12 protein-coding genes are annotated in these 13,967 nt (G+C 70.5%); 2 read left to right on the top strand and 10 right to left on the bottom strand.

Going from position 1 to position 13,967, the window contains the following annotated elements; genetic code table 11:
- Positions 1 to 65 precede the first annotated feature (65 nt).
- The 6 genes from rutA to AC07N1_RS06520 all read right to left on the bottom strand — a co-directional run bounded on the left by rutA (position 66) and on the right by AC07N1_RS06520 (position 6,440).
- A complete protein-coding gene (gene rutA / locus AC07N1_RS06545; RefSeq protein WP_494671068.1) occupies positions 66 to 1,124 on the bottom strand; it encodes a pyrimidine utilization protein A in 1,059 nt (352 codons plus the stop codon).
- Between the two features lie 165 nt (positions 1,125 to 1,289).
- Positions 1,290 to 2,099: a pyrimidine utilization protein D gene (gene rutD / locus AC07N1_RS06540; protein ID WP_494671067.1), complete on the bottom strand. Its 810-nt coding sequence runs from the start codon at positions 2,097 to 2,099 to the stop codon at positions 1,290 to 1,292.
- 5 nt (positions 2,100 to 2,104) lie between these two features.
- On the bottom strand, positions 2,105 to 2,494 hold the full coding sequence (rutC, locus tag AC07N1_RS06535) for a pyrimidine utilization protein C (RefSeq protein ID WP_110119273.1): 390 nt from the start codon (positions 2,492 to 2,494) through the stop codon (positions 2,105 to 2,107).
- Positions 2,495 to 2,668: 174 nt separating this feature from the next.
- Positions 2,669 to 3,370: a pyrimidine utilization protein B gene (gene rutB / locus AC07N1_RS06530; RefSeq protein WP_494671066.1), complete on the bottom strand. Its 702-nt coding sequence runs from the start codon at positions 3,368 to 3,370 to the stop codon at positions 2,669 to 2,671.
- A gap of 196 nt (positions 3,371 to 3,566) precedes the next feature.
- The gene (locus AC07N1_RS06525; protein ID WP_494671065.1) at positions 3,567 to 5,285 is read right to left on the bottom strand and encodes a sensor histidine kinase; all 1,719 of its coding nucleotides are present in this window, start codon (positions 5,283 to 5,285) and stop codon (positions 3,567 to 3,569) included.
- Between the two features lie 102 nt (positions 5,286 to 5,387).
- Positions 5,388 to 6,440: a LacI family DNA-binding transcriptional regulator gene (locus AC07N1_RS06520; RefSeq protein ID WP_494671064.1), complete on the bottom strand. Its 1,053-nt coding sequence runs from the start codon at positions 6,438 to 6,440 to the stop codon at positions 5,388 to 5,390.
- A 431-nt stretch (positions 6,441 to 6,871) separates the two neighbouring features.
- On the opposite strand from AC07N1_RS06520, the gene AC07N1_RS06515 reads away from it, so the two are divergent.
- Positions 6,872 to 9,334: a glycoside hydrolase family 3 protein gene (locus AC07N1_RS06515; protein WP_494671063.1), complete on the top strand. Its 2,463-nt coding sequence runs from the start codon at positions 6,872 to 6,874 to the stop codon at positions 9,332 to 9,334.
- Positions 9,335 to 9,538: 204 nt separating this feature from the next.
- On the opposite strand, the gene AC07N1_RS06510 is transcribed toward AC07N1_RS06515, so the two are convergent.
- Together AC07N1_RS06510 and AC07N1_RS06505 are read right to left on the bottom strand one after the other, a co-directional pair.
- On the bottom strand, positions 9,539 to 10,378 hold the full coding sequence (locus AC07N1_RS06510; RefSeq protein ID WP_494671062.1) for a LytTR family DNA-binding domain-containing protein: 840 nt from the start codon (positions 10,376 to 10,378) through the stop codon (positions 9,539 to 9,541).
- Positions 10,363 to 11,037 carry a DUF2306 domain-containing protein gene (locus tag AC07N1_RS06505; protein WP_494671061.1) on the bottom strand — a complete coding sequence of 225 codons (675 nt, stop codon included), beginning with the start codon at positions 11,035 to 11,037 and terminating at the stop codon, positions 10,363 to 10,365. Before AC07N1_RS06505 ends, AC07N1_RS06510 begins: the two co-directional genes overlap by 16 nt.
- 72 nt (positions 11,038 to 11,109) lie before the next feature.
- Between AC07N1_RS06505 and AC07N1_RS06500 the strand changes: the two genes are divergently transcribed.
- The gene (locus AC07N1_RS06500; RefSeq protein WP_494671077.1) at positions 11,110 to 11,241 is read left to right on the top strand and encodes a hypothetical protein; all 132 of its coding nucleotides are present in this window, start codon (positions 11,110 to 11,112) and stop codon (positions 11,239 to 11,241) included.
- 50 nt (positions 11,242 to 11,291) lie between these two features.
- On the opposite strand, the gene arr is transcribed toward AC07N1_RS06500, so the two are convergent.
- Together arr and AC07N1_RS06490 are read right to left on the bottom strand one after the other, a co-directional pair.
- Complete coding sequence (gene arr / locus AC07N1_RS06495) at positions 11,292 to 11,693, bottom strand: NAD(+)--rifampin ADP-ribosyltransferase (protein WP_494671060.1); 402 nt, start codon at positions 11,691 to 11,693, stop codon at positions 11,292 to 11,294.
- Positions 11,694 to 11,823: 130 nt separating this feature from the next.
- The gene (locus AC07N1_RS06490) at positions 11,824 to 13,893 is read right to left on the bottom strand and encodes an ATP-binding protein (protein WP_494671059.1); all 2,070 of its coding nucleotides are present in this window, start codon (positions 13,891 to 13,893) and stop codon (positions 11,824 to 11,826) included.
- Positions 13,894 to 13,967: the final 74 nt, after the last annotated feature.

Raw genomic sequence — 13,967 nt, 5'->3', positions numbered from 1 at the left:
GATCTACGACGCAGATGCTCCCCCTCTGGGGGAGCTGTCGCGGAGCGACTGAGGGGGCTTCCGCTCTACTTCCTCGACTTCATCAGCGGCTGAATCTTCGTGCCGAAGTCGTCCATGCCCTGGACGAAGTCGTCGAAGGTCAGCAGCACGCCGCCGGTGCCGGGCACTTCTGCGATCTCGTCCAGCATGCGGGCGATGCTCTCATAGCTGCCTACCAGCGTGCCCATGTTGAGGTTGACCGCCGATTCCGGGGCGGCCAGCTGGGCGGTGTTGGTGGTCGAGCCGGCGGCGGCGTTGGGCGCGGCCTGGTTGGTCAGCCAGGCCAGGGCCTGCTGGTCGGCGCCGTCACGGTATTTCTGCCACTTGGCCAGCGCCTTCTCGTCGGTCTCGTCGGCGATGATCATGAACAGGATGAACGAGGCCACGTCGCGGCCGGTCTTGGCGGCGGCCGCTTCCAGCCGCTTGTTGACCGAGGCGAAGGCGGTGGGGGTGTTGGTGCCCTTGCCCAGGGCGAAGCTGTAGTCGGCGTATTGCGCGGTGAAGGCCAGGCCCTCGTCCGACGAGCCTGCGCAGATCAGCTTGGTGTCCTGCGGGTGCGGGCTGACCCGGCAGTCGTCCATGGTGAAGTACTTGCCCTTGAAGTCCGAAACGCCGGTCTCCAGCAGGTCCTTCAGCACGGTCGCGTATTCGGCCAGGTAGTTGTAGCGGTCGGTGTAGTGGCCTTCGCCGGGCCACAGGCCCATCTGGCTGTACTCGGCCTTCTGCCAGCCGGTGACCAGGTTGATGCCGAACCGGCCGGGCGCGATGGAGTCGATGGTCGAGGCCATGCGCGCGACGATCGCCGGCGGGATGGTCAGGGTGGCGACGGTGGCGAAGATCTTGATCTTCTGGGTCACGGCCGCCAGGCCCGCCATCAGGGTGAAGCTCTCGAGATTGTGCTCCCAGAACTGCGTCTTGCCGCCGAAGCCGCGCAGCTTGATCATCGAGAGCGCGAAGTCGAGCCCGTATTCCTCGGCCTTCTGGACGATGGTCTTGTTGAGCTCGAAGCTCGGCATGTACTGCGGCGAGGTCTCGGAGATGAGCCAGCCGTTGTTGCCGATGGGGATGAAGACGCCGACCTGCATGGTGTTAGTGCCCCTTTGAAGAATGTTGTGGCCAGGCCAGGAAGATGCGCCCCCTCTGGGGGAGCTGTCGGCGAAGCCGACTGAGGGGGTAGGCGCCGCGCCGGCCCCCTCCGGCCCTCCGGGCCACCTCCCCCAAAGGGGGAGGATCGCTTTCGATATCCCCGCTCATCCGTCCCCCTCCAGGAATCGCACCAGCGAGGCGTTGAACCCTTCGGCGTCCGTCACGGTCGAGGCGTGGCCGCCCCAGGGCAGCACGTCGAGCGTCGCATTGGGCAGGCGCTGAGCCAGGCGGTGGGCGCAGGTGACGGGCACCAGCATGTCGTCGGCCGTGGCGCTGACCAGCACCGGGTGGGTGATGCGCGGCAGGTCGGCGTCGACGTCGAAGGCCAGCAGGGCGCCGATGCGGGCCAGCATCACCGCCTTGGGCGGGAAGCCGGCCACGTGGTGCGGCTCCTCGGCGGCCAGGCGGTCGCTGTTTTCCGAGATCCAGGTCGCCGGATAGAGGAACAGGGCCTGGGCGTGGACGTAAGGTCCGGGGCCGCTGTCGTTCAGTAGATGCAGCCGCGTGTCGAAGCAGCGCTTGATGTGCGGATCGGGCCGCGACCAGCCGTTGACGACCGCCAGCTTGCCCAGCCGGTCGGGGTGATTGAGGGCGAGCGCCAGGCCGGCGTTGCCGCCGGCCGCGTGGCCCACGACATGGGCCTTGGCTATGCCCAGGGCGTCCAGGACCTTGACGATGTCGTCGGCCATGTCGGCGACGGCGTAGGGCTTGTCGGTCGGCAGCTCGCGCACGCTGCGGCCCGTGCCGCGGTGGTCGTACAGCACGACCGGCCAGCGCGCCGTCAGGGCCGCCATCTGCGGTCCCCAGAAACTGCCCGAACCGCCCAGGCCCGACGACAGCAGCACGACCTCGCGGCCCGCGACGGGGCCGCCGTGGAGCTCGTAATACAGGCCGTCGACGGTTCCTGAGGTCACCGGCGTCACTTCTTGCCGATGTGGGCGACGGTGGCGATCTCGACCAGGAAGTCGGGGCGCACCAGGCCGCACTGGATGCAGTAGCGGGCCGGCTTGTCGCCCGGGAAGTACTCGGCATAGACCTTGTTGATGGTCTGGTAGTTGGCCCAGTCGGTCAGGAAGATGTGGTTCATGGTCACGTCCTCCATCGTGCCGCCGGCCGTCTCGATCACCGACTTGATGGTCTCCAGCACCTGCCGCGTCTGACCCTCGGCGTCGCCGACATGGGCGACGTTGTTGTCCTTGTCGAAGGCCAGGGTGCCCGAGACGTAGACGATCCCGTCGGCCAGCGTGCCCGGCGAGAACGGAGCGATCGGCGTGCCCGTGCCGGGCGGGGTGATGACGGTCTTGGGCATCGGGTCCTGTCCTTCTGATAATTAAGTTCTTCATTCCATCCGGGGACGGAAAGAGGGGGCCTTGCGTCCTTCGAGGCCCGCTACGCGGGCGCCTCAGGATGAGGAATTCGGTGCAGTGACGTCCTCATCCTGAGGTGCGAGGCGGGAGCCGAGCCTCGAAGGACGCACGGCGGCTCATTTCGGCGCGATCTGGCCGAACGCGCCCTTGAAGTCGGCCACGGTCGAGACCCAGCCGAAGAAGGTCTCGATGTTGTAGAGCGTCGCCTTCTGGACGAAGTCGGGACCGGCCTGATGGGTGGCGTCCTCCAGCACCGTGCCGAAATATTCCAGGAAGAAGCCGTCGCGCAGGGTCGACTCCACGCAGACGTTGGTGGCGATGCCGACGAAGACCAGGTTCTTGATGTTCCGGCTGCGCAGCACGCTGTCGAGCTGGCTGTTGAAGAAGCCGGAATAGCGGGTCTTGTGCAGCTGGATGTCGCCCGGCTGGGGCGCCAGTTCGTCGACCAGCTCGTAGTCCCACTGGCCGCGGGCCAGCAGCTTGCCCTGCAGCTCGGGCTTGGCGCGCATGGTCTTCAGCGCGTTCGATTTCCACCAGTTGGGCGAGCCGGGGCCGCCAGCCTCGACGTACTGGTCGTCCCAGCCGTTCTGGAAATAGATCACCTGCATGCCGGCCGAGCGGGCCGTCTCGAGCACGCCCTTGATCTGCTGGATGCAGGCGGCCGCGCCGCTGATGTCGAAGCCGGCGAGATCCAGATAGCCGCCCGGCGAGGCGTAGGCGTTCTGCATGTCGATGACGATGACGGCCGTGCGCTCGGGCGCCAGCGGGATCGGCTCGGGCCGGGCCGGCAGCATCACGGAGTCATCTGTGGCGATCATGAACGCTCTTCCCTCAGGTGCGGCTCTGCGGCGTGCATCCTGAGCGTCATGGAAGATCAATCTACGCGGCGACGCAATACGATCGATCCGACGGCGCCCCAGGATGGGTGCAGAGCGGATCGACCATCACCATGAGCCGGAGAACGGCGGTCAAGCGCCGGGCCGGCGCTTCGCGCCCGCGCCCGCGGCTGCCCGTTCAGGCGTCGGAGAGAAAGGGCTCGTCGCCCAAAGCTTGGGCGCCGGACGGATCGGGCAGGCGCACCGACAGGGCGCAGACCAGGCCGGTGGGCAGGTATTCGAACACCGCCTCGCCCTTCAGCTCGCTGCGCAGGCTGGCGGCGATCAGGCGCGAGCCGAAGCCCTTGCGCTGCGGCGGACCGGCCAGCTTGGGGCCGCCGCTCTCGACCCAGCGCAGGGCCAGGTGCAGCGGGTCCAGCGGGTCGCGACGCCAGGTCACCTCGACCCGGCCGTTGGGGGTGGAGAGGCCGCCGTACTTGCTGGCGTTGGTGGCCAGCTCGTGGAAGACCATCGACAGGGCCAGGGCGGCGCTGGGCGGCAGGGCGGCCGGCGGGCCCTCGCAGCGGGCGCGGTCGCCGTAGGGCTCCAGGGTCTGGCGCACGACCTCGGCCAGGTCGGCGCTTTCCCACACGGTGCGGGTCAGGAGGTCGTGGGCCCGGGCCAGGGCGTAGAGGCGCTCGTTGAAGGCGTTGAAGCCCGGCGCGGCCTCGCCGCGGCCCAGGCTCTGCAGGGCCAGGGACTGCACCGTCGCCAGGGTGTTCTTCACGCGGTGGTTCAGCTCGTTGATCATCAGCTGCTGGCGGGCGGCGGCGCGCTTCTCGCCGGCCTCGCGGGCGCGCAGCTGGTTGGAGGCCGCGTGCAGGGCCTCGCGCACCTCGCCGATCTCGCGCAGGCCGCCGCTGGTCTGGGCCGGCATCTCGCCGCCGGCGGCCATGATCCGGGCGTCGGCCACCAGGGCCCGCACCTCGCGCGAGATGCCGCGCGAGAACAGCAGGGCCGCCGTGGCGCCGATGGCCAGCAGGGCGAGGCCGGCGGTGATCAGCAGGGTCAGGGACGACAGGTTGGCCCGCTCCAGCTCGGCGCGCGGCACGCCGACGATGAAGGTCCAGCCATAGGTCGGCGAGCGGCTGAAGGCCGACAGGGTGGGGGTGCCGTCGAGGGTGTAGGTCTCGAGCACGCCGTCGTTGTCGCGCGCCATGGCGTCCAGCATCGGCCGGCTGGCCGAGCGGCCCAGCATCTTCTCCTGGTCGCGCGAGCGGGCCACCAGCTTGGCGTTGCGGTCGACGATGCTGGCCGTCCAGCTGTGCGGCACGCCTTGGGCGGCGAACAACGGGGCGAAGGCCGAGGGCGTCTGGATGTAGGCCAGGTCATAGAGCTCGCCGGCGACGATCACCGGCATGTCGATGGCCACTATCGGCTTCTTGGCGACCGTGCCGAAGGTCAGGTTCGAGACGGTGGTGCGGCCCGAGCGCACGGCGGCCCAGCGTTCGGGGGGCAGGCCGGCGCTGCGGGGCGGGGCCTGGCCGGGCGGCAGGCGGGTGTTGACCACCTGGCCGCCGGGCGAGATCAGCACGATCCAGGCCGCGTCGCCGCCGACGGCGGCGCGGGCCTGGCGCTCGAAGCTCTCCAGGTCGCCGGCGGCGAGAGCGGGCGACACCGACAGGGCCTGCAGGGTGCTTTGCCCCTGGGCCAGCTGGCGATCGACGGCGAGGCCCAGCGCGCGGGTGGTGGCGACCAGCTGCTGCTCGTAGCGGCCGCGGCTCTGGCCGTATTCGGCGCGGGCCAGCAGGGCCATGAACACGATGGCGGGCGCGACCAGGCACAACGCCATGATCAGCAGGCGCCGCCGTACGGTGGGCGGCCCGGCTGCGGCGGTTGCGGCGTCGACCTGGGTCATGTCTCTGGCCAAACGCGAGCGGCTCCAACTGGAAGTCGCAAGAAAAGAGGGTGCGCGGCCCCGCCGGTCAAGCTCCCCGCGACATCCCGTCGCGGGGGCCGACTAGCCAGCCGATCGTGGCGCCGTCGAGGCGCGCAGGGCCAGTTCGAACGGCAGCAGGCGATCGGCGCGCGGCGGCTTTCCGTCCTTGGCGGCGGCGCAGGCGACCAGGATGTCGACGGCCTCGGCGGCCATCTCGGCCACCGGTTGGCGCACCGTGGTCAGGGGCGGCAGCGACAGGCGCACGCTGGGGGTGTCGTCGAAGGTGGCCAGCGACAGCGCGCCCGGTATGGCGATCGACAGCCGCCCGGCGACGTGCAGCACCGCCAGGGCGGTCTCGTCGTTGCCGGCCAGGATGGCGGTGGGGCGGTCGGCGCGGGTCAGCAGGGTCTCGGCGGCGGCCACCCCGCCCTCGAAGGTGAAGTCGCCCGGAACCAGCAGGGTCTCGTCGATGGTCAGGCCGGCCTTGGCGAGGGCGGCCCGATAGCCGTCCTCGCGGGCGCGGCTGGCCAGGAAGCGCGGGCTGCCGGTGACGAAGCCGACGCGGCGATGGCCGAGCGCCAGCAGGTGTTCGGTCAGCTGGCGGGCGGCCGCCTGGTCGTCCATCCGCACCCGCGCGCCGGGACCGGCCTGGGCCGAGCCCAGGCGCACGAACGGGATCTGCGCCTTCTTCAGCGCGGCCAGCACCGTCGGGTCCTCGCAGTTGGGCGGCGTCAGGATCACCCCGTCGGGCCGCAGGGTGGACAGCACGTGCTGCACGCGCCGGGCCAGCTGGTCGGACTCCAGGTCGATCAGCTCGCACAGCAGGTGATAGCCGTGGACGTCGCAGCGGAGCATGGCCCCGTACTGCATGCGGTCGATCCAGTTGTTGCCGCGGTCGCTGCGCCAGTTCTCCAGGGTCAGGGTGCGGTCGTTGAAGGCGACGATCAGGAACGAGCGGCCGCCGCCCATCCGCCGGGCGGCGATGTTGGGGCTGTAGCCCAGCTGCTCGATCGCCGCCTCGACGCGGGCGCGCAGGTCGGGGGTGACGGTGGGCTCGTTGTTGACCACGCGCGAGACGGTCTTGACCGAGACCCGGGCCTTTTCGGCCACATGGACGATGGTGACGTTGCGCATCAAACCCCCGTCGCCGGCTATCGGCGCGCTGACCTAGCGATAGCCCGGCCCCGGCGGCCGAGTCGAGCCGGTTCGCCGTCTTCGATCTTCAATAGAGCGACCGGAAATATCAGTAAGACATCGTTGTCAGAAAAATTCTCTGCTGCGTCTTCGCCTTTCATGGAAAGGATATCGGCCGATTTGTCCTCAAGTGGACAAATTGAATCGTGTTGACATCAAGTAAGACAACGTTGTCTCGTGTCGATGTGAGGCGGTCGCGAGCAGACGACCCCGCGACGGGAGGCCAAGGCCATGCGCGATCGCGCGTGCGGACTTCCGCGCGCGGCGTCCGCCCTCGACGTCTCATCCCATGACGCTGCTCCCGCGGCGTGCTTTGGGCGCGGCGGCTCCTTCCCCTTTGCCGCCGCGCCTCTTTTTCGATCGAGGTCGCCGTGACGCCGTTCCGTGTTTCCGCCCTGGCCCTGCTGGCCGCCACCAGCCTGACCGCTCTCGCCGAGGCGCAGACCCTCGCACCGGCGGGCAAGGCCGCAGCCCATGTCGCCGCCTGGCCGGCCGCCAGGAGCCCCGCGGCCCTGACCGACGCGGCGACGGAAGCGAAGATCACGGCGCTGATGGCGAAGATGTCGGTGCGCGAGAAGGTCGGCCAGACGATCCAGGCCGACATCGGCTCGATCCGCCCCGAACAGCTGCGCGAGTATCCGCTGGGCTCGATCCTGGCCGGCGGCAGCTCGGGGCCGAACGGCGACGACAAGGCGCAGGCGAAAGAATGGGCCGATTTCGTCGACCTGTTCCGGGCCGTCTCTCTCGAACAGCGCGACGGCCACGTGGCCATCCCGATCATGTTCGGCATCGACGCCGTGCACGGCCACAACAACCTGGTGGGCGCGACGCTCTTTCCGCACAACATCGGCCTGGGCGCGACCCGCGATCCCGACCTGATCGAGCGCATCGGCAAGGCCACGGCCGAGGAGGTGGCGGTCAGCGGCGGCGACTGGACCTTCGGCCCGACGGTGGCCGTGCCCCGCGACGACCGCTGGGGCCGCGCCTATGAGGGCTATGGCGAGGATCCGGAGATCGTCAAAAGCTACGCCGGCCGCATGACGCTGGGCCTGCAAGGCAAGCTCGTTTCCGGCAAGGCGCTGGAGGCCGGCCACATCGCCGGCAGCGCCAAGCACTTCCTGGCGGATGGCGGCACCACGGGCGGCAAGGACCAGGGCGATGCGGCGGTGTCGGAGGCTGACCTCGTCCGCCTGCACGCCCAGGGCTACCCGCCCAGCATCGACGCCGGCATCCTGACGGTGATGGCCTCGTTCTCCAGCTGGAACGGCGTCAAGCACACCGGCAACAAGACCCTGTTGACCGACGTGCTGAAGGACCGCCTGGGCTTCACCGGCTTCGTGGTCGGCGACTGGAACGCCCACGGCCAGGTCGACGGCTGCTCCAACGTCTCGTGCCCGCAGGCCCTGAACGCGGGCCTCGACATGTACATGGCGCCCGACAGCTGGCAGGGCCTGTTCGACAATACGCTCAAGCAGGTCGAGAGCGGCGAGATCCCGATGGCGCGGCTGGACGACGCCGTGCGGCGGATCCTGCGGGTGAAGGTCAAGGCCGGCCTGTTCGATCGCGTCGCTCCGCCGGTGCAGGGCCGTTTCGAGCGCGTCGGCGCGCCCGACCATCGCGCCCTGGCCCGCGAGGCGGTGGCCAAGTCGCTGGTGCTGCTGAAGAACGACGGCGTCCTGCCGATCAAGGCGGGCGCGAAGGTGCTGGTGGCCGGCGACGCCGACGACATCGGCAAGGCGGCCGGCGGCTGGACCCTGTCGTGGCAGGGCACGGGCAACACTAACGCCGACTTCCCCAATGCGCAGTCGATCTGGAGCGGGCTGAAGGAAGCGGTCGAGGCCTCGGGCGGCAAGGCGACCCTGTCGAAGGACGGATCGTTCGCCGACAAGCCGGACGTCGCCGTGGTGGTGTTCGGCGAGACGCCCTATGCCGAGTTCCAGGGCGACCTGCAGCACCTGGAATACCAGCCGGGCGACAAGACCGACCTGGCCCTGCTAAAGAAGCTCAAGGCCGCCGGCGTGCCGGTGGTGGCGGTGTTCCTCAGCGGCCGGCCGCTGTGGGCGAACCCGGAGATCAACGCCTCGGACGCCTTCGTCGCGGCCTGGCTGCCGGGCTCGGAAGGCGGTGGGGTGGCCGACGTGCTGGTGGCCGCCAAGAGCGGCAAGCCTCGGCGCGACTTCACCGGCAAGCTGTCGTTCAGTTGGCCCAAGCGCGCCGACCAGGGGCCGCTGAACCATGGCGACGCCGGTTACGACCCGCAGTTCGCCTATGGCTACGGCCTGTCCTACGCCAAGCCCGGCAAGGTGGCGCAGCTGTCGGAAGTGTCGGGCGTCAGCGGCGCCGGCGCCAATGTCGACAAGTACTTCATCGCCGGTCGCACGCCGGCGCCGTGGCTGCTGTCGACGGCCGGCGGGGTGACCCTGACCGCCATCGACGCCGCCGCCCAGGAGGACGCCCGTCTGGCCGCCTGGACCGGTCCCGGCGCCCTGCTGGTCAACGGCCCGCCCGCCGACCTCACCCGCCAGACCACCGGCGACCTGTCGATCGCCCTGACCTACCGCGTCGATGCTCGCGCCCAAGGATCGGTGGGCTTCTCGGTGTCGTGCGGCGAGGGGTGCGCCGGCGGGGTGGACGTCACGAAGATCTTCGCCGACGCCCCGGTGGGCGAGTGGCGCAAGACCCAGATCAAGCTCTCGTGCCTGAAGGCGGCGGGCGCCGACATGAGCCGCATCTCCTCGCCCGTGGTGCTGTCGGCGGGCGCCGGCTTCAAGCTGGCCTTCCGCGAGATCCGCCTGGAGCCGACCGACGCGCACGTGGCTTGCCCGGGGAGCTGAGGGGGGGGAACCCATCTTTATCCTCCCCCACTCTCCCTCTCTCCCGTCATTCCCGCCCTTGTGGCGGGAAACCCTCTGTCAGCCGCAAGGGCAGTTGGGGCGACGTGCTCAGCACGTCGCTTGCGCCTCGCTTGCGAGCGGAACCAGGGTTTCCCGCCACAAGGGCGGGAATGACGGGAGAAATGGGGAGGGCGCTAAAGTTCCTCAGCCGCCCCGACCGCCCAACCGCTCCAGCAGCGCGTCCCTGTAGGTCCGGCTGGTGACCACCTCGCCGCCGCCGGCCATCGCCAGCCGCCAGGAGCCGTCCGACAGCGGCTGGGCCTCGCGCACGTGGGCGAGGTTGACCAGGGTCGAGCGGTGGGCGCGGGCGAAGAGGCGGGGGTCCAGCCGCGCTTCCAGCCCCTGCAGCGTGGCGCGCAGCAGGCCCTCGCGGCCGGCCCAGTGGACGACGACATAGTTGTCGGCCGCGCCGAACCATTCGACGGCCGAGATCTCGACCGGGATGCGCCGGGCGCCCGACATCACCATCAGCCGCTCGGTCTCGGGCGCGGGAGCGACGGCGCGAGCTTCGGCCAGGGCGCTCTCCAACAGGGCGTTGCGAGCCCGGGCCTCGGCGGCGCGGCGGTGGTGGACGGCCGCCAGCCCGACCGCGACGATGGCCGAATAGAGCAGTAGGCAGACGGGCGTGCGCCCCAGCATCCGCGCGCCGAAATCGCCGTCGCCGAGAAAGCCGGCGTCGATCAGGCTGGAGATCGCCGCCTGCGCAGGAACCACGGCGATCCCCGCGACGAAGCTCGCCGCCACGCCGCGCGCCCCGGCTCCGAACCGGCGCAGCAGCCACCAGACGATCGCCGCCGCCGGCAGCCAGGCGGCATAGATCGAACCTTGCCAGAGCAGTGACGGGACGACGCCCAGCGCCTCGCCGCGATCGGCGGCGAACCGGCGGGCGAACCAGGCGGCGCTGACCGTGGTCATGGTCCAGCTGTAGGCGACGAAGGCCCAGACCCAGGCGCGGGGCGGGGCGGCCTTCAGGCGGGCGACCATACTCGCCGCCGCCGGATGATCAGCACCGCGATCCAGCCCATGGCCAGCGGTTGGAACAGCAGGGTCGGCCAGAGCTGGCTCCATGGCGGCGGCAGGAAGGTCAGGAAATTGCCCGAGAAGGCGCTGATCACCGCCCCGTAGGCGCACAGCATCTTCGCTAGATGCTCGTAGGTCCAGAGGTCTGGGCTGAACGGCCAGTCGGTCGGCCGGGCGAACCGCCAGAGGTCCCAGCCGCCGAAGGCGAAGGCGGCGTAGGCCAGGGCCAGGGTCGGCATGCGCGGGCTCTTCGAGGCGCCGGTCAGCAGCTGGCCCACCACCCAGGCGCCGATGGCGACCACGGCCAGGGCCGCCGCCCAGTCCAGGGGCCGGGCGCGCTGGCGCGGGTCGAGGTCGGGGCGCTTGCGGCCCAGCACCCGGAAGCCGGAGAACAGGCCGATGCTGGCCGTCGCCGACAGGGCGGCGAAATAGGCGTTGAAGCGCAGGACCGTCATCACCCAGGCCGCCGCCAGCAGCGTCCCCATCACCGCCACATAGACCCGCCCCGACAACCGGTGCAGCCGCGAGCCCTTGCGGGCCAGCAGCGGAACGAGGCCGGCGGCCACGACGGCGAAGCCGCAGGTCACATGCAGGGCGAGGGCGGGGGAGAAGAGGCTGTCCATGGCCGCCGTGATGGCCGGCTGGCGCGGGCGGCGACAGCGGTGTGGGGCGGACGGCGGCGGGCGGGGGCGAAGCTGCGCGCCTTCCATCGTCATCCCGGCCGCAGCGAAGCGGAGAGCCGGGACCCAGGGGCGGCCGCACTGCGCTGGACCGTCGCTGGGGCGCTTGATCGATCCGCCGAGCCCGGTCCCCTAGGTCCCGGATAAGCCCTGCGGGCTTTCCGGGATGACGAACTTATTGTGGAATTGGCGCCGCCTCAGTCCTCGATCGCCTCGATCCCCTGCGCATCGAGCCGGGCCAGGTGGTCGCGCATGGCCTGGAGCTGCTCGGCCGGATGGCCCGTCCAGTCGGTCACCTCGCCGACGACCCGCAGCGGGTCCTTGGTGCGGTACGACAGGGTCGGATTGCCGGGGAACTTCTTGTCGGTGAGGTTGGGATCGTCCTCGAACGGTCCGGTCGGCTCGACGACGTAGATCCGGCCGCGACCCTCGCCCCGGGCCAGTTCCGCGCCCCAGGTCGCCGCGTCGAGGGTGGCGCTGAAATAGACGTAGGCCGCCGCCCGGCCCGCGCCGTAGTTGGAGGCGTAGCCGGCGCCGATCAGGTCGCCGATTTCGAGGTCGGCCTTGGTGCCGTGATAGTACGCGGTCGTTGAGGTCATGGTCGGGGCCCTTTCGGATGGGGCCGCGGCCCCGCGTCGAAGGCGCTACAGACTGCGCATAATTCGCCGGCCGACAATTCTTGAACTTCGGTTTTTCGACCCCAGATCCATGACGAGCGAGGGACGGGCGTCAGGCCGCCTCGCGTTCCCCCGCCCAGGTCTCGATCGTCGCATAGAGCACGTCCTTCTGGATCGGCTTGGCCACGTGATCGACCATGCCGGCCTCGCGGCACTGGGCGACCTGCTGGGGCAGGGCGTCGGCGCTCATGGCGATGATCGGCACGGCGGCGGCCGGGCCGGGCAGGGCGCGGATGGCGCGGGTGGCGCTCAACCCGTCCATGCCGGGCATGTGGATGTCCATCAGCACGACGTCGAAGCCGCCGGCCCGAGCCAGGTCGACCGCCTGCCGGCCGTTGTCGGCGGTGGTCACCTCGCAGCCGGCCAGGGTCAGGAAGGCGCCGCCGATCTCGCGGTTCATCGGGTGGTCGTCGACCAGCAGGACGCGGGTCCCGGCGATCCGGCCGGCGGCGGCCAAAGGCGCATGGCGGGGCGCGTCGCACGCCTCGGCCGACAGCTCGATCCAGAAGGTCGAGCCCTGGTCGGCGTTGGCCTCCATGCCGATCCTGCCGTCCATCAGCTCGACCAGCGCCTTGCTGATCGCCAGGCCCAGGCCCGCGCCGCCGAAAGCCCGCGTGACCGAGCTGTCGCCCTGCGAGAAGCGCTGGAACAGCCGGTCGCGCAGCTGCGGCGGCACGCCGATGCCGGTGTCGCTGACTTCGATCCGCAAGGTGTCGGTTTCGGGGCCGGACGTCACGATCAGGCGGGCGGTCACCTTGCCGGCCGGGGTGAACTTGACGGCGTTGTTGAGCAGGTTGAGCAGCACCTGTCGCAGGCGGGCGGCGTCCAGGCCGTGGTGGCGATCAGCCTCGCCGACGATCTCGATGTCCAGCGCCAGGGCCTTGGCCTGCGCGTCGTGGGCGACGATGGCGGCGGCGTCGCGCAGCACGGTCTCTGCCCGGGCGGGCGCGATCTCCAGCTCGACCCGGCCGGCCTCGACGCGCGAGAAGTCGAGCACGTCGTTGACCAGGGTCAGCAGGGCGCCGCCCGAGCCGTCGATCAGGGCCACGTGGCGGCGGGCCTCGGGGGCCAGATCGTCGCGGTCGGCCAGCAGGCGGGTGAAGCCCAGCACGCTGTTCAGCGGCGTGCGGATCTCGTGGCTCATGGTGGCCAGAAACTCGGTCTTCGCCAGGCTCGCGGCCTGGGCGCGGGCCTGGGCCTGACGCGCCAGGGCCTGGCGGCGCACCAGCAGTTGCTTGAGGCGCTGCTGGTTGGCCAGCACCAGGGCGGCGGCCAGGCAGGTGAAGAAGAGGGCGCTGACGAGGAGCTGCAGGGCATGAGCGCGCTCGGACGCCTGGGCTCTCGTCGCGGCTTCGGCGACGATGCCCAGCACGCTGAGCGGCGTGGCGATGGCGGCTGTGATCAGGGCCGACCAGGCCGCGCCCTTGGGACCCAGCCGGAAGGCCACCAGCACCCCGGCCGGAAACACCAGGAACGGCAGGGTGTGGCCGGGGCGGCCGAACGCCAGCAGGGCGGCGACGGCGACCGACAGGTAGCACGCGGCCTTCTCCCAGGCCGACCGCTCGAAGCCGCGCTTCATCCGTGGGTCGAACAGGATCAGGGCGGCGGGCAGGCCGACGCTCATGCCCAGGATGTTGATGAACAGCCAGTTCTTGATCAACACGGGCAGGGGCGCGTGCAGCATCGGCGCGGTCGCGAAGGCCCCCGTCACGGCCAGCACCACGGTCACCGGCAGGGCCAGGCTGACCGTCCGCACGGCGCGCCCCAGGTTCTTCAGCCGGGGCGGTCCGCCGAAGGTGCGCGACAGCACCAGGGCGATCAGCACCGCCTCTAGCGAATCCAGCGTCGTGAACAGCACCGTCATGGCCGGCGGCGTGCCGCCCAGGCCGTCGAGCAGCAGGTGGCTGGCGGCGCTGACCACCAGCAGGATCGCGCTGCGGCCGGGCGTCAGCAGCATCAGGCCGGCGGCCAGCAGGCCGTTGCACGGCCACATCGAGGCCATGCCCGACGGGCCCCGGGTCAGCAGGTCGCAATAGGCGATGGCGACGGCGTAGGCGGCGATCAGCGACAGCAGCAGGCGGGTCTGGCTCGCCTCGCCCTCGAAACGCTTTACTGCAAACATGACGCCGTACTCGCTCGTCCCGTCCGAACTCGAGAGCAAGGTCGCGTCTAACCCCGCCTATAACGTTAAGGCGC

The sequence above is a fragment of the Caulobacter sp. GW821-FHT09B11 genome (assembly GCF_059418205.1).
This window is presented reverse-complemented; position numbering and strand designations above follow the sequence as displayed.